Source organism: Methylobacterium sp. P3_A11 (genome assembly GCF_056403155.1).
Genome location: NZ_JBFUGA010000056.1, coordinates 1 through 22,041, shown reverse-complemented (window position 1 = coordinate 22,041; position 22,041 = coordinate 1). Strand labels below are relative to the sequence as shown.

Here is a 22,041-nt window from a genome sequence, read left to right as displayed (position 1 = left end):
CCGCGACCCGCCGGGGCCGCAGGCCCCGGCCCCCTTTACTCGGGCGCGCGGAAGCTCAGCACCCGGTCGGTGGGGAAATCGTAGAGCTTGCCGGTCTCGGACCAGTCGGGCGATGCGAGCCGCACGAAATGGGGCGCGAGCTCCTCGGGCGTCCGAAGCGTCTCGGGATCCTCGCCGGGCATGGCCGAGCGGCGCATGCCGGTGCGCAGGGGTCCCGGGTTGAGCAGCATGGCCTTGATGGCCGTGGTCTCGTTCTCGGCCGCGTAGGTCCGCACCAGCGCCTCCAGGGCCGCCTTGGAGACCGAATAGGGACCCCAATAGGGCCGGCACTTCGAGGCCGCCCCCGACGAGACGAAGATCGCCCGCCCGGCATCCGACATGCGCAGCAGCGGGTCGAGCGAGCGGATCAGGCGCCAGTTGGCGGTGACGTTCACGTCCATCACCTGTCCCCAGATCTTCGGGGTGATGTGGCCGATCGGCATGAGCGCGCCGAGGATGCCGGCATTGGCGATCAGGATGTCGAGCCGCTTCCAGCGCGCGTTGATCGCCGCGCCGAGGCGGTCGATGGCGTCGTAATCGGCGAGGTCGAAGGGCACCAGGGTGGCGCTGGAGCCGGCCGCCTGCACGGCGTCGTCCAGCTCCTCCAGGGCGCCGACCGTGCGCGCCACCGCGATCACGTGCGCGCCCGCTTCGGCAAGCGCCAGGGCGGCGGCGCGCCCGATGCCGCGGGACGCGCCGGTGACGACCGCGACGCGGCCTTCCAGGGGTTTCTGAGACTGAGCCATGGCGTGGACCTAGCGCATTTCCGCCGGCGGGGGATGCCCGTCCGCGCACGGATTCCGCAGATCCGTCAATCCGCCTCGGCCAGCATGGCGAAGCGCTTCGGGCCGGCGATGGACAGGTCGGTCAGGCCGGTCGGGTAGTCGCCCGTGAAGCAATGGTCGGTGTATTGCGGGCAGGCGGAGTCCCGGGCCTCCTCGCCCATCGCCCGGTAGAGGCCGGGGATCGACAGGAAGGCGAGCGAATCCGCGCCGATATACTTGCGCATCGCCTCGAGGTCGTGGGTCGCGGCGAGGAGCTTCTCCCGCTCGGGCGTGTCGATCCCATAGAAGTCCGGATAGGTAATCGGCGGCGAGGCGATGCGGAAATGCACCTCCGCGGCGCCGGCCTCGCGCATCATCCGGACGATCTTCACCGAGGTGGTGCCGCGCACGAGGCTGTCGTCGACGAGGACGATGCTCTTGCCCTCGATCGCCGCCCGGTTGGCCGAGTGCTTCATCCGCACGCCGAGCTCGCGGACCGACTGGGTCGGCTGGATGAAGGTTCGCCCGACATAGTGGTTGCGGATGATCCCCATCTCGAACGGGATCCCGGTCTCCTGCGAGAAGCCCAAAGCCGCCGGCACGCCGGAATCCGGCACCGGCACGACGATGTCGGCCGCGACGGAGGCTTCGCGGGCCAGCTCCCGGCCGATCGCCTTGCGCACCGCGTAGACGCTCTTGCCGTTCACCACCGAATCCGGCCGGGCGAAGTAGATGTACTCGAAGATACAGGGCCGCATCGGCACCGCGTCGGCGAAGCGGATCGACTCGACCCCCTCCTCGGAGATCACCACGATCTCGCCGTTCTCGATGTCGCGGACGAAGCGGGCGCCGATGATGTCGAGCGCGCAGGTCTCGGAGGCCAGCATGTAGCGGCCGTCGAGTTCGCCCAGCACCAGCGGGCGGATGCCCAGCGGGTCGCGGGCGCCGATCAGCTTCTTGTTGGTGAGCGCCACGATCGCGTAGGCGCCCTGGATCGCCTGCAGGGCGTCGATGAAGCGTTCGATGATCCGCGGCTTCCGGGAGCGGGCCGCGAGGTGCAGGATCACCTCGGTGTCGGAGGTCGACTGCGTGATCGCGCCGTCGCGGACGAGATCGCGGCGGATCGACAGGGCGTTGGTCAGGTTGCCGTTGTGGGCGACCGCGAGGCCGCCGCTGGCGAGTTCGGCGAAGAGCGGCTGCACGTTGCGCAGGATCGTGCCGCCGGTGGTCGAGTAGCGCACGTGCCCAATGGCGGCTCGGCCCTTGAGGCGCGCGATGGTGTCGCCGTCCGAGAAGGAATCGCCCACGRGACCGGGGCGCCGCTCTGAGTGGAAAACCGACCCGTCGAAGGAGACGATGCCGGCCGCCTCCTGGCCCCGGTGCTGCAGGGCGTGCAGGCCCAAAGCCACGATGGCGGAGGCCTCCGGATGGCCGAAGATGCCGAAGACGCCGCACTCCTCCCGGAGCGTGTCGCCGTCGAGATCGAAATCGAGATCGGTGGTGGAAGCGGCGGCGTGTGACATGGGGCTGTCGATCACTCACGGGTCCCGGCGGCGACGGGCCGGCGCGCCGGTCGTCGCGGATGCAATCCGTACACCACCGGACCCGCTATCTAGGCGTTCCCTACGGCGAGGCCTACGGCGAATACCGCAGATCAGCGTCGCGTCGGGGTCGGCGCGGTCTCGGTCCGGCGCTGGGGCGCCGCGTCGGTCTCGGCCGGGGCGTCGGCAGCCTCGTTGGGCGGTGTGACGGCCTTCGGCTTCTTGAACTGCTTCAGGAAGCCCTCCGGATTCTCGGGCAGCTGCGCCACGAGGGCGTCGCCGGACTTCTCCAGCATCGGGCGCGTGCGCGCCTGGGCGGCCCAGTCCGGCACCTTGCCCTGCACCAGCCAGGACAGGAATACCCAGCCGATCACGCAGATCAGGAAGCCGCGGGCCGCGCCGAAGAGGAAGCCGAGCGAGCGATCCACCGCGCCGATGCGCGAATCGAGGACGACGTCCGAGATCTTCACCGTGATGATCGACACGACGATCAGCGTGCCGAGGAAGATCGCCGCGATGGAGGCGACCAGCGCCACGGTATCGCTGTTCACGTGCTGCTTCACGGTCGGCAGCAGCATCGGATGGAGCGTCCAGGCGACCGCGGCCGCGGCGACCCAGGCGACGATCGCCAGCACCTCGCGGGTGACGCCACGCACGGCCGCGAGCAACGCGGAGACCGCGACGATGCCGAGCACGGCGAGATCCAGGACGGTAAACGGCATCGTTGAGCTTTTGGTACCCGCGGGGATGGCGCGTCGGCCGTGCGGCTCCCCCGGACCGCGGTGGATTTATACCAAGCCGGAACTCGGCCGTCACCCTGGCGCATCGGCCTGATCCGGAGCCTGTGCCGTCCATGCATCAGCCACAGCCCCAGCGCATGCGGCGCGGGGGCGCAAAGCGGCCCGCGCGGCCGGTCCCGTCAGCCGAAGCGCTGCACCGTGAAGGGCGCCGGGTCCGGCCCGTCCGCCGCACCGCAGGCGAGCGCGGCGACGATCTCGCCGGTCACCGGGCCGAGGGTGAGGCCGAGATGCTGGTGACCGAAGGCGTAGAGCACGCGGGGATCGCGGGTGCTGCGGCCGATGGCCGGCAGGTAGTCGGGGAGGGTCGGGCGGGCGCCGACCCAGGTCTCGACGGGCGCGTCGAACGGCAGGCCGAGGGCTCCGGCATGGGCCTTGAGGCGCTCCCATTTCCGCGGATCGGGCGGCGCGTCGGGATGGGTGAACTCGATGAAGCCCGTCGCCCGCAGGCCCGAGCGGAACCGCGTTGCCACGAGGGCGCGCTCCGCGAAGACCACCGAGGGCAGGCTCATGGGCCAGCGGCTCCGGGCGGCCTGGATGTGGTAACCCCGCTCCGCGATGAGCGGCACCCGATATCCCAGTTCGCGCATGAGCGGGGCCGAGCGCGCGCCGGCCGCGATCACGATCCGGTCGGCCCCGGTCCGGCGCGCGGCCGCCAGCGTGCGCGACCGCCGGTCAAGGGTACCGCCGCGGGCCAGGAAGGCCGCGCGCAGGGCGTCCAGCACCGCGCCGGGATCGGCGACGCTCGCCGTTCCCTCGCAGCACACGGCGTCGGCCGGACGGAGCCGGAGCAGGCCGCCGAGCGCCTGCGCCTCCTCGGCGGTCAGGTCGCGCCAGTGCGCCACCGGGCTCGCAAAGGTCCGCAGCGCCGCGCGGGCGCGCCGGGCTCCCGCGACGCTCTCCCAGGCCACGATGTTGCCTTGGAGGCGCAGGAGGTCGGGCGTCCCGACGTCCCGCATCAGCCGCCAGGCCGGAAGCGCCTCGGCCAGAAGGCTCCGCAGCGCCTGCGTTCCCCGCTCGAAGCGGGCCGGCGCGGACGCGCGCAGCAGCCGGAGCCCGAACGGCAGCCAATGGCCGACGGCCCCGGGCGGGAAGCTCACGGGGCCGCCCAGGCTCATCAGCCGGTGCGGCAGGGACCGGAGCGTGGCCAGGGAGGCGAGCGGCGCGTGCTGCTCCACCGCGATATGGCCGGCATTGCCGGCCGATGCGGGAGCCTGCGCGCCGGGATCGTCGAACACCGCCACGGCGATCCCGCGCGCCTGAAGCGCCAGCGCGGTGCTGAGGCCCACGATGCCGCCGCCGATCACGGCGGCGCTGCGCGGCGCAGGCCCGGTCACGCCGCGCCGCCGATGCCGTTCGGGAACGGGTCGCCGGGGTCCCGCAGCAGCGTCGCCTCCGCGGTGACCCAGGCGCGGCCGGTGATGCGCGGGTGGATGGTCCCGTCGGGGCCATGGTCGTAGCGGGCCGTGAAGCGGGTCCCGATCACGCTTTCCTGCACCCAGGGCGTGTCCGGGGCGAGCGTGCCGCGGGCGGCCAGGCAGGCGAGCTTGGCGCTGGTCCCGGTGCCGCAGGGCGACCGGTCGTAGGCGCCACCGGGACAGAGCACGAAGGTGCGCGCATCGGCGCCCTCCGGCGCCGGACCGTAGAGTTCGATATGGTYGATCTCGGCGCCATCGCGGCCGGTCACGCCGGCGCGGCGCAGCGCCGTCCGGATCCGCCCGGCCGCATCCGTGAGCGCCGGGATGTTGGCCGCCGCGATCGCGCAGGGGATCGAGTCGGTGAAAAAGAACCAGTTGCCGCCCCAGGCGACGTCGCCGGTCACGGTCCCGAGGCCGTCGACGGCCACGTCGACCGCGTGTCGGTGCAGGTAGCCCGGGACGTTGGCGATCGTCGCGGTGTTGCGGTCGTGCAGGTCCACGCGGACGATGCCGACCGGCGTCTCGAAGCGATGCACCCCCGGGGCGAGGCGCCCCATATGGGCGAGGGTGACGGCCGCCCCGATGGTGCCGTGGCCGCACATGCCGAGGAAGCCGGCATTGTTGAAGAAGATCAGCCCCGCCGCGCAATCGGGCGCCGACGGCGCGCACAGCAGCGCGCCCACCACGGCGTCGAACCCGCGCGGCTCGTTGAGCGCGAAGGTGCGGACGCCGTCATGCCGGGCCGCGAAGATGCGCCGCCGCTCAGCGAGGGTCCCGGATCCGAGATCGGGGCCGCCCGACACGATGAGCCGGGTCGGCTCGCCCGCGGTGTGGGAATCGATGACGCGCACGGACCGTCAGACCGGCTTGCCGCGCGGCGTGCGCGGCCTCATCAGGATCGGGATCGTCCCGGTGATGGGGTTTCCGTGCATGGGTGCCTCGCGTGTCGTGTCGGGCCTGCGGATGCGGCTTCAGGCCGGCAGGATCCCTCCCGACGAGCGGCGTGTCTTGGCCGAAACGCCGATGCAGGCTGCGCATTCGGCCAGCCTGCGGAGGCGGGCGCGGTGAGACCCCTCGACAGCCTCGTCGCGCGCCTCGACCGGCCGCTGCTCTGCGACGATCTCTTCGACGGCATCCCCGACACGATCTTCTTCGTGAAGGATTCCGCCGGCCGTTACGTCGCGGCCAACCAGATCCTGGCCGAGCGCACCGGGTTCGAGCGCAAGGAGGCCCTGATCGGCCGCACGGCCGACGAGGTCTTCCCGGGGGAACTCGGCCGTCGCATCGCCGAGCAGGACCGCGCGATCCTCCGCAGCGCCCGCCCCCTGAAGGGCGAACTGGAGCTGCACCTCTACGCCGATGGCCGGGAGGGCTGGTGCCTCACCTGGAAGGAGCCGCTGTTCGACCGCGACAGCGCGGTCGCGGGCCTGATCGGCCTGTCGCGGGACCTCCGCTCCGCCAACGCGGCGCCGGACGAGACCGCCCTCCTGTCGCGCGCCCTGCGCACCGCGCAGGACCATCCGGACACCTGCAGGACCGTGCAGGATCTGGTGGGTCTGGCGGGCCTGACGCCGTTCCGGCTCGATCAGCGGCTCCGTGCGATGTTCGGGCTCTCGGCGCGGCAATATCTCACGCGGCTGCGGATCGACCGGGCGGCCGCCCGGCTCCGGCAGGGCGACGATCCGATCAGCCTGATCGCCCTGGACAGCGGCTACGGGGACCAGACGGCCTTCACGCGGCATTTCAGGAAGCGCGTGGGCCTGTCGCCGGGCGCATACCGGAGGCGCCACGGGCGGGGCGGTTCCGGCACGCCGCCTTGATCACGCCGGAACGGCCGGTCATGAGGGAGCCGGGGCGCGGCAGGCCGTGCGGCGGCGTGCCCCCGTGAACCGCGCCGGCAAAGCTCAGCATGGAACCCGATCGGTGACGCAATCCGGGACGGAAACCGGTGCCCACGGCGCCCGGCTGACGATCGACCTCGGGGCGATCGCGGCGAACTGGCGGCTCCTGGCCGCCCGCGGCGCCGGCACCGCCTGCGCCGCCGTGGTGAAGGCCGATGCGTATGGCTGCGGCATCGGCCGGGTCGGGCCGACCCTGTGGTCAGCCGGCTGCCGGACTTTCTTCGTCRCCCACCTGTCCGAGGGCGTCGCCGCCCGGGCGGCCCTGCCGGAGGCCGCGATCTACGTGTTGAACGGCCTCGCCCCGGGTGCCGCCGCGGCGTTCGGGGCGCATGGGCTGCGCCCCGTCCTCGGCAGCGTCGAGGAGGTGTCGGAGTGGGCGGCGTTCTCGGCGGGCCGGCTGCAAGCGGCCCTCCACGTCGATACCGGCATGAACCGGCTGGGCCTGTCGGTGCCGGAGGCGCTGGCCCTGGCCGGGTATCCGCAGATCGAAGCCGCCGGCATCGATCTGCTCCTCAGCCATTTCGTCAGCGCCGAGAAGGCGGACGATCCGGTCAACGCCCGGCAGATCACGGATTTCGGCCGGGTGCGGGCGGCCTATCCGACGCTGCGCGCCTCGCTGGCGAACTCGTCGGGCGTGTTCCTCGACGGTGCCCGGCACGACCTCCTGCGGCCGGGCTACGCCCTGTTCGGCGGCAATCCGACACCGGGGGCCGCGAATCCGATGCGCCCGGTGGTGCGGCTGGAGGCGATGATCGCGCAGGTGCGCGGCGTCGAGGCGGGCGCCACGGTCGGCTACAACGGCCGCTGGACCGCTCCCCGCCCGAGCCGGCTGGCGACCTTGTCGCTGGGCTATGCCGACGGATTGCCGCGGGCGATCAGCGGGCGCGGGCAGGCGCTGGTCGGGGGTGTCCTCTGCCCGATCCTGGGGCTCGTCTCGATGGACCTGATCATCATCGACGTCACCGCGGCGCCTGCCGCGCGCCGCGGCGCCACCGCGGTAATGATCGGGGACGCGCTCGACATCGACGCGGTCGGCCGTGCCGCCGGGACGATCGGATACGAAATCCTCACCGGCCTGGGTTCTCGTTATGTTCGAACCTATGTAGGCTGACGCGACCCCACGCTGACCCGCCGGAACGACGGCGCCCGGACCCGAATGGCCAAGATCCACCAGACCTTCGTCTGCCAGTCCTGCGGGGCGGTCTACAACCGCTGGCGCGGGCGCTGCGAGGCCTGCAACGGCTGGAACACGATCGTCGAGGAGGCGCCGTCGGCCCCCGGCCAGTCCGGCCCGGCCGCGACCCGGCCGTCGCGCAACCGCGGCCGGGTCTTCCCGCTGGAGGGGCTCACCGGCGAGGCCAAGGAGGCGCCGCGCATCCCCTCGGGGATCGGCGAGCTCGACCGGGTGACCGGCGGCGGCTTCGTGCGCGGCTCGGTGATCCTGCTCGGCGGGGATCCCGGCATCGGCAAGTCGACCCTGCTGATGCAGGCCTCCGCGGCCATGGCCGGGACCGGTGAGCGGGTGGCCTACATTTCGGGCGAGGAGGCGGTCGGGCAGGTGCGCCTGCGGGCGGAGCGGCTGGGCTTGAGCGCGCTCCCGGTTCAGCTCGCCGCCGAGACCAATGTCGAGGACATCGTCGAGACCCTGAGCCAGGGTCGGCCGCCGGCGCTGGCGATCATCGACTCGATCCAGACCATGTGGACCGAGACGGTGGAATCCGCCCCCGGCACGGTCACGCAGGTGCGCTCGTCGGCACAGGCCCTGATCCGCTTCGCCAAGACCACCGGCACGGCGGTGATCCTGGTGGGCCACGTCACCAAGGACGGGCAGATCGCCGGCCCCCGGGTGGTGGAGCACATGGTCGACGCGGTCGCCTCCTTCGAGGGCGACCAGGGCCACCATTTCCGGATCCTGCGCGCCGTGAAGAACCGGTTCGGGCCGACCGACGAGATCGGCGTGTTCGAGATGACGGATGCGGGCTTGAGCGAGGTGCCGAACCCCTCGGCCCTGTTCCTGGCGGGCCGCGACCAACAGGCCGCCGGCACGGCCGTCTTCGCCGGCATGGAGGGGACGCGACCGCTGCTGGTGGAGATCCAGGCGCTGGTGGCGCCCTCGTCCCTCGGCATGCCGCGCCGCGCCGTGGTCGGCTGGGATCCGAATCGGCTGTCGATGGTGCTGGCGGTACTGGAGGCCCATGGCGGCATCCGGCTCGGCAGCCACGACGTTTATTTGAATGTAGCCGGAGGCTTACGGATCACCGAGCCGGCGGCCGACCTCGCGGTCGCCGCCGCCCTGGTCTCGTCGCTCTCCGGGGCCGTTCTGCCGCCCGAGACGGTCTATTTCGGCGAGATCGGCCTGTCGGGGGCGATCCGGCCGGTCGCCCAGGCCGGAGCCCGGCTCAAGGAGGCTCAGAAGCTCGGCTTCGCCAAGGCGCTGATCCCGCAGGGGCGCGGCGAGGGCGACAAGGCGCTCGCTTTGGAGACGCTGCGCCACATCGCCGACCTCGTGGCGGGGATCAGCGCGGGGGCGCCGCGGAAAGGCTCCGGCCAGCGCGGGCGGCAGCCGGCGCGCTATGCCGACGAGGAGATGTGAGCGCTATCCCCCCGTGACGCTCATGTGCCGCGGCACGGCGGCCGGCCGCTGGCGCTCGATGACGAAGTCATGGCCCTTGGGCTTGCGGGTGATCGCCTCGACCACCGCCTGGGCCAGCACCGCATCGTCCTGGGAGGCGCGCAGGACCGCCCGGAGGTCGGCCGAGTCCTCCTGGCCCAGGCACAGGTAGAGCTGACCGGTGCAGGTCAGACGCACCCGGTTGCAGCTCTCGCAGAAATTGTGGGTGAGCGGCGTGATGAAGCCGAGCTTGCCGCCGGTCTCCTCGACGCGCACGTAGCGCGCCGGGCCGCCGGTGCGGTCGGGCAGCGGCGTCAGGGTGTAGCGGGTCTCCAGGCGCTGCCGGGCCACCGACAGGGGCAGGAACTGGTCGGTGCGGTCGGCCTCGATCTCGCCCAGCGGCATGACCTCGATCAGCGTCATGTCCATGCCGAGGCCGTGAGCCCAGGCGATCATGTCGGGGATCTCGTCGGCGTTGACGTCGCGCAGGGCGACCGCGTTGATCTTGACCTTCATCCCGGTGGCCCGCGCCGCCGCGATGCCGTCGAGCACGACCTTGAGGTCGCCCCGGCGGGTGATCGCCCGGAACTTGTCCGGGTCGAGGGTGTCCAGCGAGACGTTGATCCGGCGCACGCCGAGGCTCGCCAGCTCGTCGGCGTAGCGGGTGAGCTGGGTGCCGTTGGTGGTGAGCGTCAGCTCGTCCAGCGCCCCGGAATCGAGATGGCGGGACAGCCGTCGGAACAGGTGCATGATGTCGCGGCGCACGAGCGGCTCGCCGCCGGTGATCCGGAGCTTGCGCACGCCGCGGGCGATGAACACGCCGCAGAGCCGGTCCAGCTCCTCCAGGGTCAGCAGGTCGCGCTTGGGCAGGAACTCCATGTGCTCGGACATGCAGTAGGCGCAGCGCAGGTCGCAGCGATCCGTCACCGAGATGCGCAGGTACGAGATCGCCCGCTGGAACGGGTCGATCAGCGGCGCGGGCCGGGCGGGCGTGCCGACCGCCGACGTCTGCGGTGTCAGGGAGCTGTCATCGGGCATCATCCGGCATATGATGCCCCAGACGGTTGCGGGCAAGCCGGTCATCGGCCGAAGCCCCGGATTGCGTGAGGAGTGTGACCCGTGAGCGAGGATCTGTGGCCGACCGAGATCCGCCTGTCGGCCGACCGGCGGGTGCTCAACGTCGCCTTCGAGGACGGGGCGCGCTACGCCCTGCCGGCCGAGTACCTGCGCGTGTCGAGCCCCTCGGCCGAGGTGCAGGGCCACTCGCCGCTGGAGCGGAAGGTGATCGGCGGCAAGCGGTCCGTGGCCATCCTGGCGGTGCAGCCGATCGGCAACTACGCGGTGAAGCTCGGCTTCGACGACATGCACGATACCGGCATCTACGGCTGGGGCTACCTGCACGCGCTGGGGCACGAGTACGAGACCCGCTGGAGCACCTACCTCACCGAACTCGCCGAGCGTGGGCTCGACCGCGACACGGCGCGGCAGGCCGCGGTGAAGTCCGGCGGGGGCTGCGGCTCGGGGTCGTGTGGGTGCCATTGAGGACGGCGACGCGAACGCTTCCCCCCCGTTCGGTTCTGACGCAGGATGGCGCCATGACCGAGCTTCTCGACCGTGCCATCGCGCGGGCACGCACCCTGTCTCCCGCGGCCCAGGACGAACTCGCCGACGTATTGCTGCGCCTCGCCGGCGACGACGAAGCCGTTTATCAGCTCGGCCCGGACGAGAAGACATCGTTCGCGCACTCTCTCGCTCAAGCCGAACGGGGTGAGTTCGCATCGGATGAACAGATCAGGGCCATCTGGTCGAAGCACGGCTTTTGAAACTGCGCTTCACCGCGGCTGCCGCAGCCGAACTCGATGACCTGCTCACGGACATCGCCCGCTCCTCGCCCCATGGCGCGCGGCGAATCCAGGGCAGGATCCGCGTCATCCTGGATCTTCTCCTCGATCAGCCCAGAAGCGGCCGGCTCACCGATCTGGGGGCTCTTCGGCGCATCGTGGTGCGACCATATCCCTATCTCATCTTCTACGAGATCCGGGAGGACGCCTTGATCGCCGTCGGCATCCGCCACGGCGCCCGGTCCCCGTCCTCCATGCCTGGAGCGACATGAGGTCAGCGGGGCCGGAATTTGCATCCAATCCAGATCGCGTCGTCATCGTCTCCGGAGCCGCCATGGCCTTCGCCTGCACCATCCCCGCAACGCCCACGATCCAGCAGGACGACGCCGCCGTGCGCATCACCCGCTGGGACTTCCCGCCCGGCGCCGTGACCGGCTGGCACGAGCACGGCTGGCCCTATTTCGTGGTCATGCTGGTGGACGGGATCCTGCGCGTCCACGACGGCGCGGCGGTGAGCGAGACGGCGCTCGCGGCCGGCCAATCCTACATGCGGCCCGCGGGCATCCGGCACGACGTGATGAACGGCTCGGACCACCCGATCGCGTTCATCGAGATCGAGGTGAAGCGTCCCGACGCGCTGGTCACTCTGCCGACCGCCTGAACGCGAAAAGGGCCGGCCTCACGGCCGGCCCTCCTGCAAAAGTCCCAAAGATTCAGCGCTGGACGATGACCTTCGTGCCGACCTTGGCGTGGGTGTACAGGTCCATCACGTCGTCGTTGGTCATGCGGATGCAGCCCGACGACACGGCCGTGCCGATGGTCTCCGGCTCGTTGGAGCCGTGGATCCGGTAGATCGAGCCGCCCAGATACATCGCGCGGGCGCCCAGCGGGTTCTCGAGGCCGCCCTTCATGTAGCGCGGCAGGTCGGGCCGACGCTTCAGCATGGTCGACGGCGGGCGCCAATCCGGCCACTCGCGCTTCATCGTGATGGTCTGGACGCCGCCCCAGGTGAAGCCCGGGCGGCCGACGCCGACGCCGTAGCGCAGGGCCTGACCGCCGCCCAGCACGTAATAGAGCCGCCGCTCGGCCGTGGACACGACGATCGTGCCGGCGCCGTACGGGCCGTTATACGCCACGGTCTCCCGCGGGATGGCCGACATCTGCGGCACCGCCGCGTCGGCGCTCAGCGGGTCGGCCGGGTTGGCCACCGGCACCGCGACGGTCTCGACGGCCTGCGGGCGCACCCGCACCGTGAGCGCGTCGTTCAGCGGCTGGCGGGTCAGCGGGTCGATCTCGTAGGCAAGGGCCGRCGCGGCGCACGCGGCCGCGCCGAAAAGCCCGATCAGAGCGGGGAGAAAACGACGCATCAAAGCCTCTCGGGGCAGGCGCGGACTATGGCGGGAACGCGGCGAATACCGGGGCACGATGCCGTGCCGATCCTCGCCAAGGGGTAAACGCTCGCGCCCCAAAACCAAGCCTGAAACGGCCCCGCCCCGGCGGTTCCGCCCGCCCGTGACTCGATGGCAACACTGTGGCAGCTTGGCCGTAAGGCCCGGGATGATGTCTGCTGCCCCGGGCTTCAGGATCTTCTCTGGCCGGGTCCGGAGCCGCGTCTCAGGCCTCGTCGGCGGCGAGCCAGATGGCCGGCTCCCGCGGCGCCGGACGGACCGGGGCCACCGCGCAGGGCGCGCCGCGGAGCTGGGCGAGTTCGGCGAGTTCCGGCGCCTGCGCGGTGTCGTCGGCGTTCAGGAACAGGCCCCGCGCCCGGGCGGCACGGCCGAGGTCGGCCCGGCTCGTCCAGACGCTCTGGGCCGGGCTCGTTACGAGCGCCAGGGCCAGGGGCGCCATCCAGAGCGCGAGCCAGGGGTTTCCGGCGAGGACCAGGGCGAAGGCCATCAGGCCGCCGACCACGACGGCGTCGGCCTGGAGCCGGAAGGCCTCGGCCCAGGAGAGCTGCCGGTCGTCGCGGTCCTGCGTCTCCCAGCGCACCACCCGGCCGAAGAAGGTCGAGACCACGGCCCCGGCGGTGAACAGGGTCAGGACCGGCCACAGGAACACCCAGACGACCTGTTCCAGGGCCGCGCTCGCGAGCAGCGCCCGGGTGCCGCCGAAGGCCCCGCGCCGCTGCGGCGAGGCCAGGACATGGCCGAGGCTCAGGAGCTTCGGCAGGGCGAGCACGGCGAGGCTGAGGGCGGCGAGGGCGTGGGCGGCGGCGCCCGGCCCGGTCAGCCCGTAGGCCAGGAGGCCGAGATCGCCGGTCCGGGCGGCCTGCCACGCGGCGAGGCCCAGGAAGGCGATCCAGAGCGGCAGCACCCCGTAGGAGAGGATGCCGACGAAGAGGTGCCAGCGGCTTGCGGCGTGCAGGCCTGCCCAGGGCAGCACCCGCAGGTGCTGGAGGTTGCCCTGGCACCAGCGCCGCTCGCGGCCGAGCAGGTCGACCAAGTTGGTGGGCATCTCCTCCCAGGTGCCCCCCATCTCGGGCAGCAGCCGCACCTCCCACCCGGCGCGGACCATCAGCGCGCCCTCGACGATGTCGTGGCACAGGATCTCGCCGCCGAGCGGCTCCCGGCCCGGGAGCTTCGGGAGCTGGGCGTTCTCCGCGAAGGCCTCGATCCGCAGGATGGCGTTGTGGCCCCAGTAGCTGCCCTCCGGCCCCTGCCAGGTCTCCAGGCAGCGCAGGGCCAGCGGCGCGTAGAGGCGGACGGCGAATTGCTGGATGCGGGCGAAGAGCGTGTCCCGGCCCGCGGCGTACGAGACGGTCTGGATCAGGCCGGTGCGGGGGCTCTCCGCCATCAGGCGCACGAGCCGGCTCATGGCGTCGCCGGTCATCAGGCTGTCGGCGTCCAGCACGATCATGAACGCGTATTCGGCACCGTAGCGGCGGCAGAACTCGCCGATGTTGCCGGCCTTGCGGCCGACATTCTCCGTCCGACGCCGGTAGCGGATCCGCGGCAGGGCCGGGTCGGCGACCGCCCAGGCCTGGATGCGCGCGAATTCGTGCTCCTCCACGGCGGCGATCGCGCCGTCCCGGGTGTCGGACAGGACGAAGATGTCGATGCCCTGAGCCTCGGCGCGGGCGAGCGACCGGGCCATCACCCGCAGGCGGGCGAACACCGCCACCGCGTCCTCGGCGTGGATCGCCACCACGGCGGCGGTGCGCCCGGCCTCGGCCGGCAGGGCGCCCGCCTCTCCGGAACGGCGTTCCATCACGGACTTCGCCCGGTCGCCCAGGAGGGCTGCTGCGAAGCCGTAGACGTACTGGCAGGCGACGAAGGCCTGCCAGCCCATCACGAGGCCGAACAGAACCAGGACGGCCCAGGCGAGCGGGCTGACGCCCGCCGGGTAGGCCAGCGCGGCGAGCCACACCAGGCCGCCGGCGGTGACGAGGCTCGAGACCGCCAGAGCCAGGCGCCGGGTCCGCAGCGCGGCGCGGCGCCCGTCGGTCCAGACCTCGCGATAGGATGCCCCGTCCGACGGATCGGGTATGGCAGGACCCGCGTTCCGGTGCGACCGCTCGGCGGAGGAGATGACGCGTGAGGACATGGCGCGAGGAACTCGACCGTGGAAGGCCACCGGCTGCCCCGCCGGCGGAGGCCGGGAACCGATGACCGTGGATACCGATGTGCGGGGTGAGGACACGGAGCCGCCCCGGCCACACGGGCGGCCGGAAGCCGAACGGATCAATCCCCCCTCCCGACGCCGCGTTCTTCGGACGGTCCTGGCCGCGGCTGCCGGCACGGTCCTACCTAGCGCGGCCGATCTGAATGGGTCCAGAACGTGGGCCGGGTCGGCGCTTCCGCCGCAGGAGGGCGCGATGACCTTCGAGTCCCTGTCGGCCCAGGCGGCGCGCCTCGCGGCCGCGCCCTATGCCGCACCGCCCGAAGACCTGCCGCCCGCCCTCGCCGCCCTCGACTACGACGGCTACCGTGCCATCACCTTCCGGGCGGCCGAGAGCCTGCATCTCGGCGCCCATTTCAGCGCGCAGCTGTTCCATCGGGGCTTCCTGCAGCGCAAGCGCGTTGCCCTCTATCTCCAGCCGCGCGTCGGGCCGGCACGCCCGATTCCCTATGAGAGCCGCCTGTTCGATCTCGGCCGGACGCTCGCCGGCCAGAGCTTTGCGCCCGATCTCGGCTTTGCGGGATTCCGCCTGCACTACGCTTTCCCGGACACGCCGGCCTGGCGCCCCAAGGGCTTCCAGGAAGAGTTCCTCGTGTTCCTCGGGGCGTCCTATTTCCGCCTGCGCGCGGCCAACCAGGAATACGGGCTCTCGGCCCGGGGTCTCGCCATCGGCACCGGCGCGCCGGAGGGCGAGGAATTCCCCGACTTCGTCGCCCACTGGATCTGCGAACCGGAGCCGGAGGCACGCACCCTGACGGTGCTCTCCCTGCTCGACAGCCCGAGCGTGGCCGGTGCCTACCGGTTCGCGATCAGCCCCGGGGACCCGGCGCGGATCGCCGTCACGGCGGCGCTCCATCCGCGCCGGCCGATCGCGAAGCTCGGTCTGGCGCCGCTCACCAGCATGTTCCTGTTCGGCCAGAACGGACCCGGCGCCCGGGACGCCAAGCCGTTCGACGACTTCCGGCCGCAGGTGCACGATTCCGACGGGCTCTGCGTCGCGGCCGGGGCCGATCCGGCGCATGTCGACCGGATCTGGCGCCCCCTGGTGAACGGGCGCCAGCAGCCGCAGATCTCCGCCTTCGCGGCCCGGCCGCTTGCCGGCTTCGGGCTGCTGCAGCGGGAGCGGAGCTTCGCCGCCTACCTCGACGTCGAGGCGCGCCACGAGGCGCGGCCGGGCCTGTGGGTGAGCCCGGACGCCGACGGCGGCGCCTTCGCGGAGGGCGCCGTGCAGCTCTTCGAGATCCCGTCGGGCGAGGAATACATGGACAACATCGTGGCAGCCTTCGTACCGGCGTCCCCGGCGAAGCCGGGCACCCCGCTGCGGGTCGCCTACGGCCTAACCACGGTGGGGGCCGAGCCGGTGCCGGCGATCCCCGACTCATCCCTGGCCCGGGTGACCTCGACGCGGTTCGGCTCGGCGGAGCGCCTGCGCCCGATGACGCCGCCGAACCCGCGGCGGCGGCTCTGCGTGATCRACTTCGCGGGACCGGAGCTGCCGAAGGGCGCCGACGACGCCGTAGGCGCGGAGGTTTCCGCCAGCGCCGGCACGATGCACGAGCCGGTGGCGAACTTCGTGCCGCAGACCGGCGGCTGGCGGATCTACGTCGAGTGGCGCCCGCCGGAACCGATGCCGTCGGGCGATGTCGTGCTGCGCGCCCGGCTGGTCCGCGGGACGACGCCCCTCAGCGAGACCTGGGACGCAGCGGTGTGACCCCCTCTGAGCGCGCGCAGGGACGGCCGACGTTCCAGGCCGCTCAGGCGGTTCGACGCTCCTGCTTCAGGCGCCGCGCCAAACGGGTTGCGCTGTAGACCTCGCTCAGGCGCCGACGGGCGGCGGAGACCGGCGGGGCCTGCCGTTCGACCTGGGCGGCGGCGATAACGCGCAGGGCCGCGGCGACCGAACGCTCCAGGCGGCGCTCGGCCTGGGCGGCCACGTCCTGATGATTGTCCAGCATGTGATGATCCCTCGTGCCGCGCCGTATCCACCCTCTCCCGGGGCGGTATCCGGCGGCACGAACACGTTTCACATCTGGCTTGGCCGTATCAAGGCAGCTTGACCGTAAGCCGACGATCGTCCTTAGCGCAGTTCCTCGTGCCAGGTCCGGCCGTCGCGCTCGATCAGCGCGATGGCGGCCGTCGGCCCCCAGCTGCCGGCCGGGTAGGGACGCGGCGCCTCGGGTCGGTCGGCCCAGGCCTTGAGCACGCCGTCCGCCCAGGCCCAGGCGGCCTCGACCTCGTCGCGGCGCATGAACAGGGTGGCGTTGCCGCGGACCACGTCCATCAGAAGGCGCTCGTAGGCGTCCGGATAGCGCTGCTTGAAGATCTCCTCGAAGGAGATGTCGAGGTCGGTCGGGCGCAGGCGCAGGCCGCCCGGACCCGGATCCTTGGTCATGACCTCGAGCTTCATGCCCTCCTGCGGCTGCAGGCGGATCACCAGGCGGTTCGGCTCGCGGCCGAAGGCCTCCTCGGGGAAGATCGAGAAGGGCGAGGCACGGAACTGCACCACGATCTCCGAGAGCTTCCGGGGCAGGCGCTTGCCGGTGCGCAGGTAGAACGGCACGCCGGCCCAGCGGCCGGACTGGATCTCGACCTTCATGGCCACGAAGGTCTCGGTCCGGCTCTCGTGGCCGAGTTCGGCGAGGTAGCCCTCGACGGGCTTGCCGTCGACGGCGCCCGCCACGTACTGGCCGCGCACCGTGGCGCTCTGGATGTCGTGCGCGGTGATCGGCTTGAGGGCGCGCAGCACCTTCAGCTTCTCGTCCCGGACGGAGTTCGCCTCGAGATTGAGCGGGCTCTCCATGGCGGTGAGGCAGAGGAGCTGCAGGATGTGGTTCTGCAGCATGTCGCGCATCGCGCCCGACGTGTCGTAGTAGCCGGCCCGGCCCTCGACCCCCACCGTCTCGGCGACCGTGATCTGGACGTGGTCGATCACGTCCGAGGTCCAGAGCCGCTCGAAGATGGTGTTGGCGAAGCGGAGCGACAGCAGGTTCTGGACCGTCTCCTTGCCGAGATAGTGATCGATGCGGAAGATCTGCGATTCGGGGAAGACCTCGCCGACCGCGTCGTTGATCGCCTTGGCCGATTTCAGGTCCTTGCCGATCGGCTTCTCCAGCACGACGCGGGACTTCGCGCCGACGAGACCGTGGGCTGCGAGGTTGCGGCAGATCGAGCCGTAGAGGTCGGGCGAGGTGGCGAGGTAGTAGGGCCGGACTTGGTCGGGCCGCTCGTCGAGCTTGGCGACGAGGTCGGTCCAGCCGCTGTCGCCGGCGCCGTCGACCGCGACGTAATCGACGTGGTCGAGGAAACGCTCCAGCATCGCGTCGGTCAGGTCGTCGGCGGGCACGAACCGCTTGAGCGCGTCGCGGGCGTGCTCGCGGAAGGCGTCGAGGGACAGTTCCGAGCGCGAGGCGCCGATGATCCGGCTGGTCTCGGGGATCTGGCCGTCGCGGAATCGGTAGAACAGCGCCGGCAGAAGCTTCCGCGCGGTCAGATCGCCGGTCGCGCCGAACACGACGCAGTCGAAGGAGGCGACGGGGATGATCGTGGCCACGTTTGGCTCCCGGGTGTCGTGCGCTGGTCTCGTGCGGCGGCTGCGTCGCACTGACCTAGCCCGTGTGCAAGGGCTTCGCCAGACGAGGGGCGCAGGCCAGCGCTGCCCGGTTCAGGGAGCGGCTGCGACAGGTCGGGGCAACCCGATGGCCTCACGCTCCGTCCTTGCGAGCGCAGCGAAGCAACCCAGGGCAGCGCGCCGGTGCCGAAGGACAGCACGATGCGCGAGCCGGCCGTCTACATCATGGCGAGCCGCCGCAATGGCACGCTCTATACCGGCGTGACATCCAACCTCGCGCGGCGTGTCCACGAGCACCGCGAAGCCCTCCAGGCTGGCTTCACGAGCCGTTACGCTTGCAAACTCCTCGCCTGGTACGAGCACTATCCCACGATGGTTGAGGCCATCACGCGCGAGAAGCAGATCAAGGCGGGCTCACGGAAGCGGAAGCTCGCGCTGATCGAGTCGATGAATCCGGATTGGCGCGACCTGTATCCCGATCTGGCATGAACAGGTCCGGCGTCGCGGCTCCCTGGGTTGCTTCGCTGCGCTCGCAAAGACGTTGAAGGCGGCACGCCGCGCAGTCACGCGACCCGTCTCGCTCCTCCGTCATCACGAGCGCACGAAGTGACCCAGGGTGGCGCAACGCTGAGAGGCGTGGCGCCACCAAGATGCTTCGCTTGCCCCGCAGCGACCTCACACCTCCATGAAGCGCTTGAACGCCTCGGCGTGGTCGGGATGCCAGCGCGACAGGGCGGGCCGGTTCTCGATGATGTCGCCCGCCGCCCAGGCGATCCGCTTCGCGTCCTGCGCCCGGGTGGTCTCGTTGTCGGGGCAGAGAATGTAGAAATCCCCGGCCGCGAGCCGCTCCAGCAGGAAGGCCACGGTCTCGTCGGGCGTCCAGGCCCCCGCCGGCTTCTCGGCGACGCCGCGGGCCTTGGTGAGGCCCGTATAGACGAAGCCCGGGATCAGCAGGTGGGCGGTGGTCCGGCAGCCCTCGCGGTTGCGCAGCTCGTGGGCGAGCGCCTCGGTGGCCGCCTTCACCCCCGCCTTCGAGACGTTGTAGGGCGCGTTGCCCGGCGGCGTGGTGATGCCCTGCTTCGAGCCCGTGACGATGATCGCGCCGGGCTTGCCACTCTCGATCATGCCGGGCGCGAAAGCGTGGATGCCGTTGACCACGCCGCCGAGGTTGGTCCCCAGGATCCGCGCCCAGGTGTCGGCGTCGGAGAACAGCTTCCCGCCGGCCTCGACCCCGGCGTTCAGCATCACCAGCGCGGGCGGGCCGGCCTTGGCGACGGCGGCCGCCAGGGCCTCCACGGCGCCCCGATCCGACACGTCGGTGGGCACCGCCCGGACCTCGACGGCGGCGAGTTCGGCCACGGCGGCGCGGGCCGCGTCCAGGGCCGGCCCCGGCAGATCCGCGAGCCAGACATTCATGCCGGCCCGCGCGAAGGCCTGCGCGGCGGCGAGCCCGATGCCGCTCGCGGCCCCGGTGACGACCGCGCTGCGGCCCGGACTGATCGCGGGGTGCTGGCTCATGACGGATCCTCGGCTGAGTGGCGCCCATCAGATGGGGCGACCCGGGGGGGAAGGCGAATTCGCATCCGGATCCCGCGCGTCCCGCCGCGTGGGCGTCAGCATGGCCGTGCGATCGTCCGACGCCGCGCACAAGCCTGCGGATCTCCGGTCTCGCGACCGGGGCGCGACAGCCTCGGTCAGGCCGCGCCTCCGCGCAACGGGTTGATGAACGGGAGGCCAGCGAAGTCCTTCTCGTTATCCGTCACGACGACACAGGCGTTGGCTTCGGCGATCGCCGCGACGATCATGTCGAGAGCGCTGCGCGGCCGCCCGGCGATCTTCCCGTCCGCCATCAGCCGCGCCCAGACCAGCCCGGCCCTGTCGTCGAACGGCAGGATGCGGCCCGTGAACAGGGCTTGCGGTCCTTCGGGGCCGGCGATCCACGCTTCGAGCGCCGCGCGCTTCCCGCCTGCCGGCTTCTCCAGAATGCCGCGCCGGATCTCGGCGACCGTCAGCGCCGTGATGAACAGCGCGTCGTCACGCTGCTTCGACATCCAGTCGAGCAGGGAGGCGGAAGGCTGCGGCTTCACGACATTGCTGATGATGTTGGTGTCGAGCAGGTATCGAGTCACAGATCGAGCGTGCGGCCTTCCTCCCGCGCGCGATCGAGTTCGAGACCGGCGCCGACGAGCGGCGACCGGCGCAGCGCCTGGAGGATTCCACCCGGGTGGGGCGGTTCTCCGAAAACGATCTGCTGGACCATCCTGCGCACCTGCGCGGCGCCGGGATCATCCCCGGCAAGGCGACGAGCGAGCGCGCGGATCAACGCTCGATCAGCATCAAGCGCTTGAACTTCGAAGCGTGCGATGCCGCGCGCGACCTGACGCGATCGATAGTTGCGGACGGCTCGCTTCTGCGCAGCATTGCCCATCGCCAGCCTCCCCCTGATATCACCGGTTATATATCCTGGCTCCGATCCCACAACAATGCCGCGGCCTCCGATCGGGAGCGGTCCGGAGGCTGGTCCGTCAGGGCGCGGTTCCGGAGGGCGACAGCGGAGACGTCGCGCTCAGCCCGATCCGGTGCGACCCGGCAGAACCAGCGGATCGCCGCCGCGGCGGCTTCTGCTAGGGTTGGCGGCCCACGCGTCGGAATGAAGTACCCGGATGCCCCCTGCCCCGAGCCGCCGCGCGATCCTCGCCGGTGCGGCCTCTCTCGGCCTCGCCAATGCGGCGCGTGCGGCCGGCCCGGCGGGGTTCGGTCCCCTCGGCCGTCCGTCCTGGGCGAGCGACAGCCTCCAGGCCGCCGCGGCCGCCAAGGGCCTGATGTACGGCTGCGAGGTGCCCTTCCACCGGTTCGACGCGACGCCCGCCTACCGGCAGGCGGTGGCGTGGGAATGCGGCATCCTCGTCTGCGGCACCGAGATGAAGATGGAGGAGGTCCTGCCCGCGCCGGGCCGGACCGACTTCGCCCGCGGCGACGCCATCCTGCGCTTCGCCCGGGAGAACGGCCAGCGCATGCGCGGCCACACCCTGGTCTGGCACGCGGCCCTGCCCACCTGGGTCGGCCCGCTGCTCGGCCGGGCGAGCGCCGTCCAGGCCGAGGACTTCATGCGGCGCTGGATCGAGACGGTGGCGGGCCATTACCGGGGCCAGATCGTCGCCTGGGACGTGGTCAACGAGATCCTCGGCAACGAGGCCGATCCCGACCGCGGCGGCGGCCTGCGCGACTCGCCCTGGCTCACCGCGATCGGCCCTGCTTACGTCGATCTCGCCTTCCGGATCCTGCACGAGACCGATCCCGCGGCCGCCGGCACCTGGAACGAGGACGCGGTGGAGCAGGGCGTCCCCTGGATGGAGGCCAAGCGCACCAAGGTCCTGCGCCGCCTGGAGGCGATGCGCGCCCGCGGCGTGCCGATCCGGCGCTTCGGGCTCCAGTCGCACCTCACCAGCACGATCCCGATCGACCAGGGTCAGCTGCGGCGCTTCCTGCGGGAGATCGGCCAGATGGGGCTCGGCATCGCGATCACCGAACTCGACATCGACGACCGGGCCTTCCCGTCCGACGTGGCGACCCGCGACCGGATGGTGGCCGATTACGCCCGGCGCTACCTCGACGTGGTGCTGGACGAGCCCGCCTGCCTCGACGTCCTGACCTGGGACATCTACGACCCGGACACGTGGCTGAACGACCACCCGTACCGCAAGCGCCCGGACGGCCTGCCGCAGCGGGCGCTGCCGCTCGACGCGCAGTTCCGGCGCAAGCCCCTGTGGCACGCGATGCAGGCGGYGTTCCGGGCCGCCCCCGACCACAGCGCCGCCCGGGACAGGCTCAGGCGGGCGTGACGCCGGCCCGGYGCCCGCCCTCGGCCAGGCTCGGCTCCGGCGGCCGGTCGGCGAGGAGGCGGCGGCGGAGGCGCGCGCAGGGGCGCTCGACGAACCCGTAC

The 22,041-nt window shown here is 71.7% G+C and carries 24 protein-coding genes; 11 read left to right on the top strand and 13 right to left on the bottom strand.

Going from position 1 to position 22,041, the window contains the following annotated elements:
- Positions 1-35 precede the first annotated feature (35 nt).
- The 5 genes from AC1DXK_RS18105 to AC1DXK_RS18085 all read right to left on the bottom strand — a co-directional run bounded on the left by AC1DXK_RS18105 (position 36) and on the right by AC1DXK_RS18085 (position 5,410).
- On the bottom strand, positions 36-785 hold the full coding sequence (locus AC1DXK_RS18105) for an SDR family NAD(P)-dependent oxidoreductase (RefSeq protein WP_457106537.1): 750 nt from the start codon (positions 783-785) through the stop codon (positions 36-38).
- Positions 786-850: 65 nt separating this feature from the next.
- Positions 851-2,326 (bottom strand): amidophosphoribosyltransferase, encoded by a 1,476-nt coding sequence (gene purF / locus AC1DXK_RS18100; RefSeq protein WP_477298558.1) that lies wholly within the window; start codon positions 2,324-2,326, stop codon positions 851-853.
- A 131-nt stretch (positions 2,327-2,457) separates the two neighbouring features.
- Positions 2,458-3,066 carry a CvpA family protein gene (locus AC1DXK_RS18095; protein ID WP_457106535.1) on the bottom strand — a complete coding sequence of 203 codons (609 nt, stop codon included), beginning with the start codon at positions 3,064-3,066 and terminating at the stop codon, positions 2,458-2,460.
- Between the two features lie 197 nt (positions 3,067-3,263).
- Positions 3,264-4,478, bottom strand: a complete 1,215-nt coding sequence (locus AC1DXK_RS18090; protein ID WP_477298556.1) for an NAD(P)/FAD-dependent oxidoreductase — start codon at positions 4,476-4,478, stop codon at positions 3,264-3,266.
- A complete protein-coding gene (locus AC1DXK_RS18085; RefSeq protein ID WP_477298554.1) occupies positions 4,475-5,410 on the bottom strand; it encodes a 4-hydroxyproline epimerase in 936 nt (311 codons plus the stop codon). The genes AC1DXK_RS18090 and AC1DXK_RS18085 overlap by 4 nt, the downstream gene beginning before the upstream one ends.
- Here AC1DXK_RS18085 and AC1DXK_RS18080 point away from each other — a divergent pair.
- The 4 genes from AC1DXK_RS18080 (at position 5,400) to radA (ending at position 9,053) form a co-directional block, all read left to right on the top strand.
- Positions 5,400-5,627, top strand: a complete 228-nt coding sequence (locus AC1DXK_RS18080) for a hypothetical protein (protein ID WP_457106532.1) — start codon at positions 5,400-5,402, stop codon at positions 5,625-5,627. The genes AC1DXK_RS18085 and AC1DXK_RS18080 overlap by 11 nt on opposite strands.
- Positions 5,624-6,379, top strand: a complete 756-nt coding sequence (locus AC1DXK_RS18075; RefSeq protein ID WP_477298552.1) for a helix-turn-helix domain-containing protein — start codon at positions 5,624-5,626, stop codon at positions 6,377-6,379. The genes AC1DXK_RS18080 and AC1DXK_RS18075 overlap by 4 nt, the downstream gene beginning before the upstream one ends.
- A 103-nt stretch (positions 6,380-6,482) precedes the next feature.
- Positions 6,483-7,571, top strand: a complete 1,089-nt coding sequence (alr, locus tag AC1DXK_RS18070; RefSeq protein ID WP_477298550.1) for an alanine racemase — start codon at positions 6,483-6,485, stop codon at positions 7,569-7,571.
- 45 nt (positions 7,572-7,616) lie between these two features.
- Positions 7,617-9,053 carry a DNA repair protein RadA gene (gene radA / locus AC1DXK_RS18065; RefSeq protein ID WP_457106529.1) on the top strand — a complete coding sequence of 479 codons (1,437 nt, stop codon included), beginning with the start codon at positions 7,617-7,619 and terminating at the stop codon, positions 9,051-9,053.
- A gap of 3 nt (positions 9,054-9,056) precedes the next feature.
- Here the strand turns inward: radA and moaA are convergent, their stop codons facing one another.
- The gene (gene moaA, locus AC1DXK_RS18060) at positions 9,057-10,109 is read right to left on the bottom strand and encodes a GTP 3',8-cyclase MoaA (protein WP_457106589.1); all 1,053 of its coding nucleotides are present in this window, start codon (positions 10,107-10,109) and stop codon (positions 9,057-9,059) included.
- An 81-nt stretch (positions 10,110-10,190) separates the two neighbouring features.
- Between moaA and AC1DXK_RS18055 the strand changes: the two genes are divergently transcribed.
- The 4 genes from AC1DXK_RS18055 (at position 10,191) to AC1DXK_RS18040 (ending at position 11,573) form a co-directional block, all read left to right on the top strand.
- The gene (locus AC1DXK_RS18055) at positions 10,191-10,613 is read left to right on the top strand and encodes a gamma-butyrobetaine hydroxylase family protein (protein WP_457106528.1); all 423 of its coding nucleotides are present in this window, start codon (positions 10,191-10,193) and stop codon (positions 10,611-10,613) included.
- 53 nt (positions 10,614-10,666) lie between these two features.
- Positions 10,667-10,894, top strand: a complete 228-nt coding sequence (locus AC1DXK_RS18050) for a hypothetical protein (RefSeq protein ID WP_457106527.1) — start codon at positions 10,667-10,669, stop codon at positions 10,892-10,894.
- Complete coding sequence (locus AC1DXK_RS18045) at positions 10,891-11,184, top strand: type II toxin-antitoxin system RelE/ParE family toxin (RefSeq protein WP_457106526.1); 294 nt, start codon at positions 10,891-10,893, stop codon at positions 11,182-11,184. The genes AC1DXK_RS18050 and AC1DXK_RS18045 overlap by 4 nt, the downstream gene beginning before the upstream one ends.
- A gap of 62 nt (positions 11,185-11,246) precedes the next feature.
- Complete coding sequence (locus tag AC1DXK_RS18040) at positions 11,247-11,573, top strand: cupin domain-containing protein (RefSeq protein WP_457106525.1); 327 nt, start codon at positions 11,247-11,249, stop codon at positions 11,571-11,573.
- Between the two features lie 52 nt (positions 11,574-11,625).
- Here AC1DXK_RS18040 and AC1DXK_RS18035 read toward each other — a convergent pair whose 3' ends face one another.
- On the bottom strand, positions 11,626-12,279 hold the full coding sequence (locus AC1DXK_RS18035; protein WP_477298549.1) for a L,D-transpeptidase: 654 nt from the start codon (positions 12,277-12,279) through the stop codon (positions 11,626-11,628).
- A gap of 247 nt (positions 12,280-12,526) precedes the next feature.
- Positions 12,527-14,455, bottom strand: coding sequence for a glucans biosynthesis glucosyltransferase MdoH (mdoH, locus tag AC1DXK_RS18030; protein WP_457106523.1), 1,929 nt, complete (start codon positions 14,453-14,455; stop codon positions 12,527-12,529).
- A 271-nt stretch (positions 14,456-14,726) separates the two neighbouring features.
- Between mdoH and AC1DXK_RS18025 the strand changes: the two genes are divergently transcribed.
- Entirely contained in the window at positions 14,727-16,241 is a 1,515-nt protein-coding gene (locus tag AC1DXK_RS18025; protein WP_477298547.1) for an OpgD/OpgG family glucan biosynthesis protein, read from the top strand.
- A gap of 43 nt (positions 16,242-16,284) precedes the next feature.
- On the opposite strand, the gene AC1DXK_RS18020 is transcribed toward AC1DXK_RS18025, so the two are convergent.
- Together AC1DXK_RS18020 and zwf are read right to left on the bottom strand one after the other, a co-directional pair.
- Entirely contained in the window at positions 16,285-16,485 is a 201-nt protein-coding gene (locus AC1DXK_RS18020; protein WP_457106521.1) for a hypothetical protein, read from the bottom strand.
- Positions 16,486-16,607: 122 nt separating this feature from the next.
- Positions 16,608-18,080 carry a glucose-6-phosphate dehydrogenase gene (gene zwf / locus AC1DXK_RS18015; RefSeq protein WP_477298545.1) on the bottom strand — a complete coding sequence of 491 codons (1,473 nt, stop codon included), beginning with the start codon at positions 18,078-18,080 and terminating at the stop codon, positions 16,608-16,610.
- Positions 18,081-18,299: 219 nt separating this feature from the next.
- Here zwf and AC1DXK_RS18010 point away from each other — a divergent pair, with 219 nt between their 5' ends.
- A complete protein-coding gene (locus AC1DXK_RS18010; RefSeq protein ID WP_457106519.1) occupies positions 18,300-18,587 on the top strand; it encodes a GIY-YIG nuclease family protein in 288 nt (95 codons plus the stop codon).
- Positions 18,588-18,773: 186 nt separating this feature from the next.
- Here the strand turns inward: AC1DXK_RS18010 and AC1DXK_RS18005 are convergent, their stop codons facing one another.
- From AC1DXK_RS18005 to AC1DXK_RS17995, 3 genes are all read right to left on the bottom strand, one after another.
- Complete coding sequence (locus AC1DXK_RS18005) at positions 18,774-19,616, bottom strand: SDR family NAD(P)-dependent oxidoreductase (RefSeq protein ID WP_457106518.1); 843 nt, start codon at positions 19,614-19,616, stop codon at positions 18,774-18,776.
- A 176-nt stretch (positions 19,617-19,792) separates the two neighbouring features.
- On the bottom strand, positions 19,793-20,227 hold the full coding sequence (locus AC1DXK_RS18000; RefSeq protein WP_457106517.1) for a type II toxin-antitoxin system VapC family toxin: 435 nt from the start codon (positions 20,225-20,227) through the stop codon (positions 19,793-19,795).
- Positions 20,224-20,526 (bottom strand): hypothetical protein, encoded by a 303-nt coding sequence (locus AC1DXK_RS17995; protein WP_457106516.1) that lies wholly within the window; start codon positions 20,524-20,526, stop codon positions 20,224-20,226. Before AC1DXK_RS17995 ends, AC1DXK_RS18000 begins: the two co-directional genes overlap by 4 nt.
- A gap of 235 nt (positions 20,527-20,761) precedes the next feature.
- On the opposite strand from AC1DXK_RS17995, the gene AC1DXK_RS17990 reads away from it, so the two are divergent.
- Positions 20,762-21,940, top strand: a complete 1,179-nt coding sequence (locus AC1DXK_RS17990) for an endo-1,4-beta-xylanase (RefSeq protein WP_477298541.1) — start codon at positions 20,762-20,764, stop codon at positions 21,938-21,940.
- Positions 21,941-22,041: the final 101 nt, after the last annotated feature.

Bases quoted from the DNA above. Each gene is read 5' to 3' on its own strand.
- AC1DXK_RS18105 (WP_457106537.1), bottom strand. From the start codon at position 785: ATGGCTCAGTCTCAGAAACCCCTGGAAGGCCGCGTCGCGGTCGTCACC.
- AC1DXK_RS18095 (WP_457106535.1), bottom strand. From the start codon at position 3,066: ATGCCGTTTACCGTCCTGGATCTCGCCGTGCTCGGCATCGTCGCGGTC.
- AC1DXK_RS18080 (WP_457106532.1), top strand. From the start codon at position 5,400: ATGACGCGCACGGACCGTCAGACCGGCTTGCCGCGCGGCGTGCGCGGC.
- radA (WP_457106529.1), top strand. From the start codon at position 7,617: ATGGCCAAGATCCACCAGACCTTCGTCTGCCAGTCCTGCGGGGCGGTC.
- moaA (WP_457106589.1), bottom strand. From the start codon at position 10,109: ATGCCCGATGACAGCTCCCTGACACCGCAGACGTCGGCGGTCGGCACG.
- AC1DXK_RS18050 (WP_457106527.1), top strand. From the start codon at position 10,667: ATGACCGAGCTTCTCGACCGTGCCATCGCGCGGGCACGCACCCTGTCT.
- AC1DXK_RS18040 (WP_457106525.1), top strand. From the start codon at position 11,247: ATGGCCTTCGCCTGCACCATCCCCGCAACGCCCACGATCCAGCAGGAC.
- mdoH (WP_457106523.1), bottom strand. From the start codon at position 14,455: ATGTCCTCACGCGTCATCTCCTCCGCCGAGCGGTCGCACCGGAACGCG.
- AC1DXK_RS18020 (WP_457106521.1), bottom strand. From the start codon at position 16,485: ATGCTGGACAATCATCAGGACGTGGCCGCCCAGGCCGAGCGCCGCCTG.
- AC1DXK_RS18010 (WP_457106519.1), top strand. From the start codon at position 18,300: ATGCGCGAGCCGGCCGTCTACATCATGGCGAGCCGCCGCAATGGCACG.
- AC1DXK_RS18005 (WP_457106518.1), bottom strand. From the start codon at position 19,616: ATGAGCCAGCACCCCGCGATCAGTCCGGGCCGCAGCGCGGTCGTCACC.
- AC1DXK_RS17995 (WP_457106516.1), bottom strand. From the start codon at position 20,526: ATGGGCAATGCTGCGCAGAAGCGAGCCGTCCGCAACTATCGATCGCGT.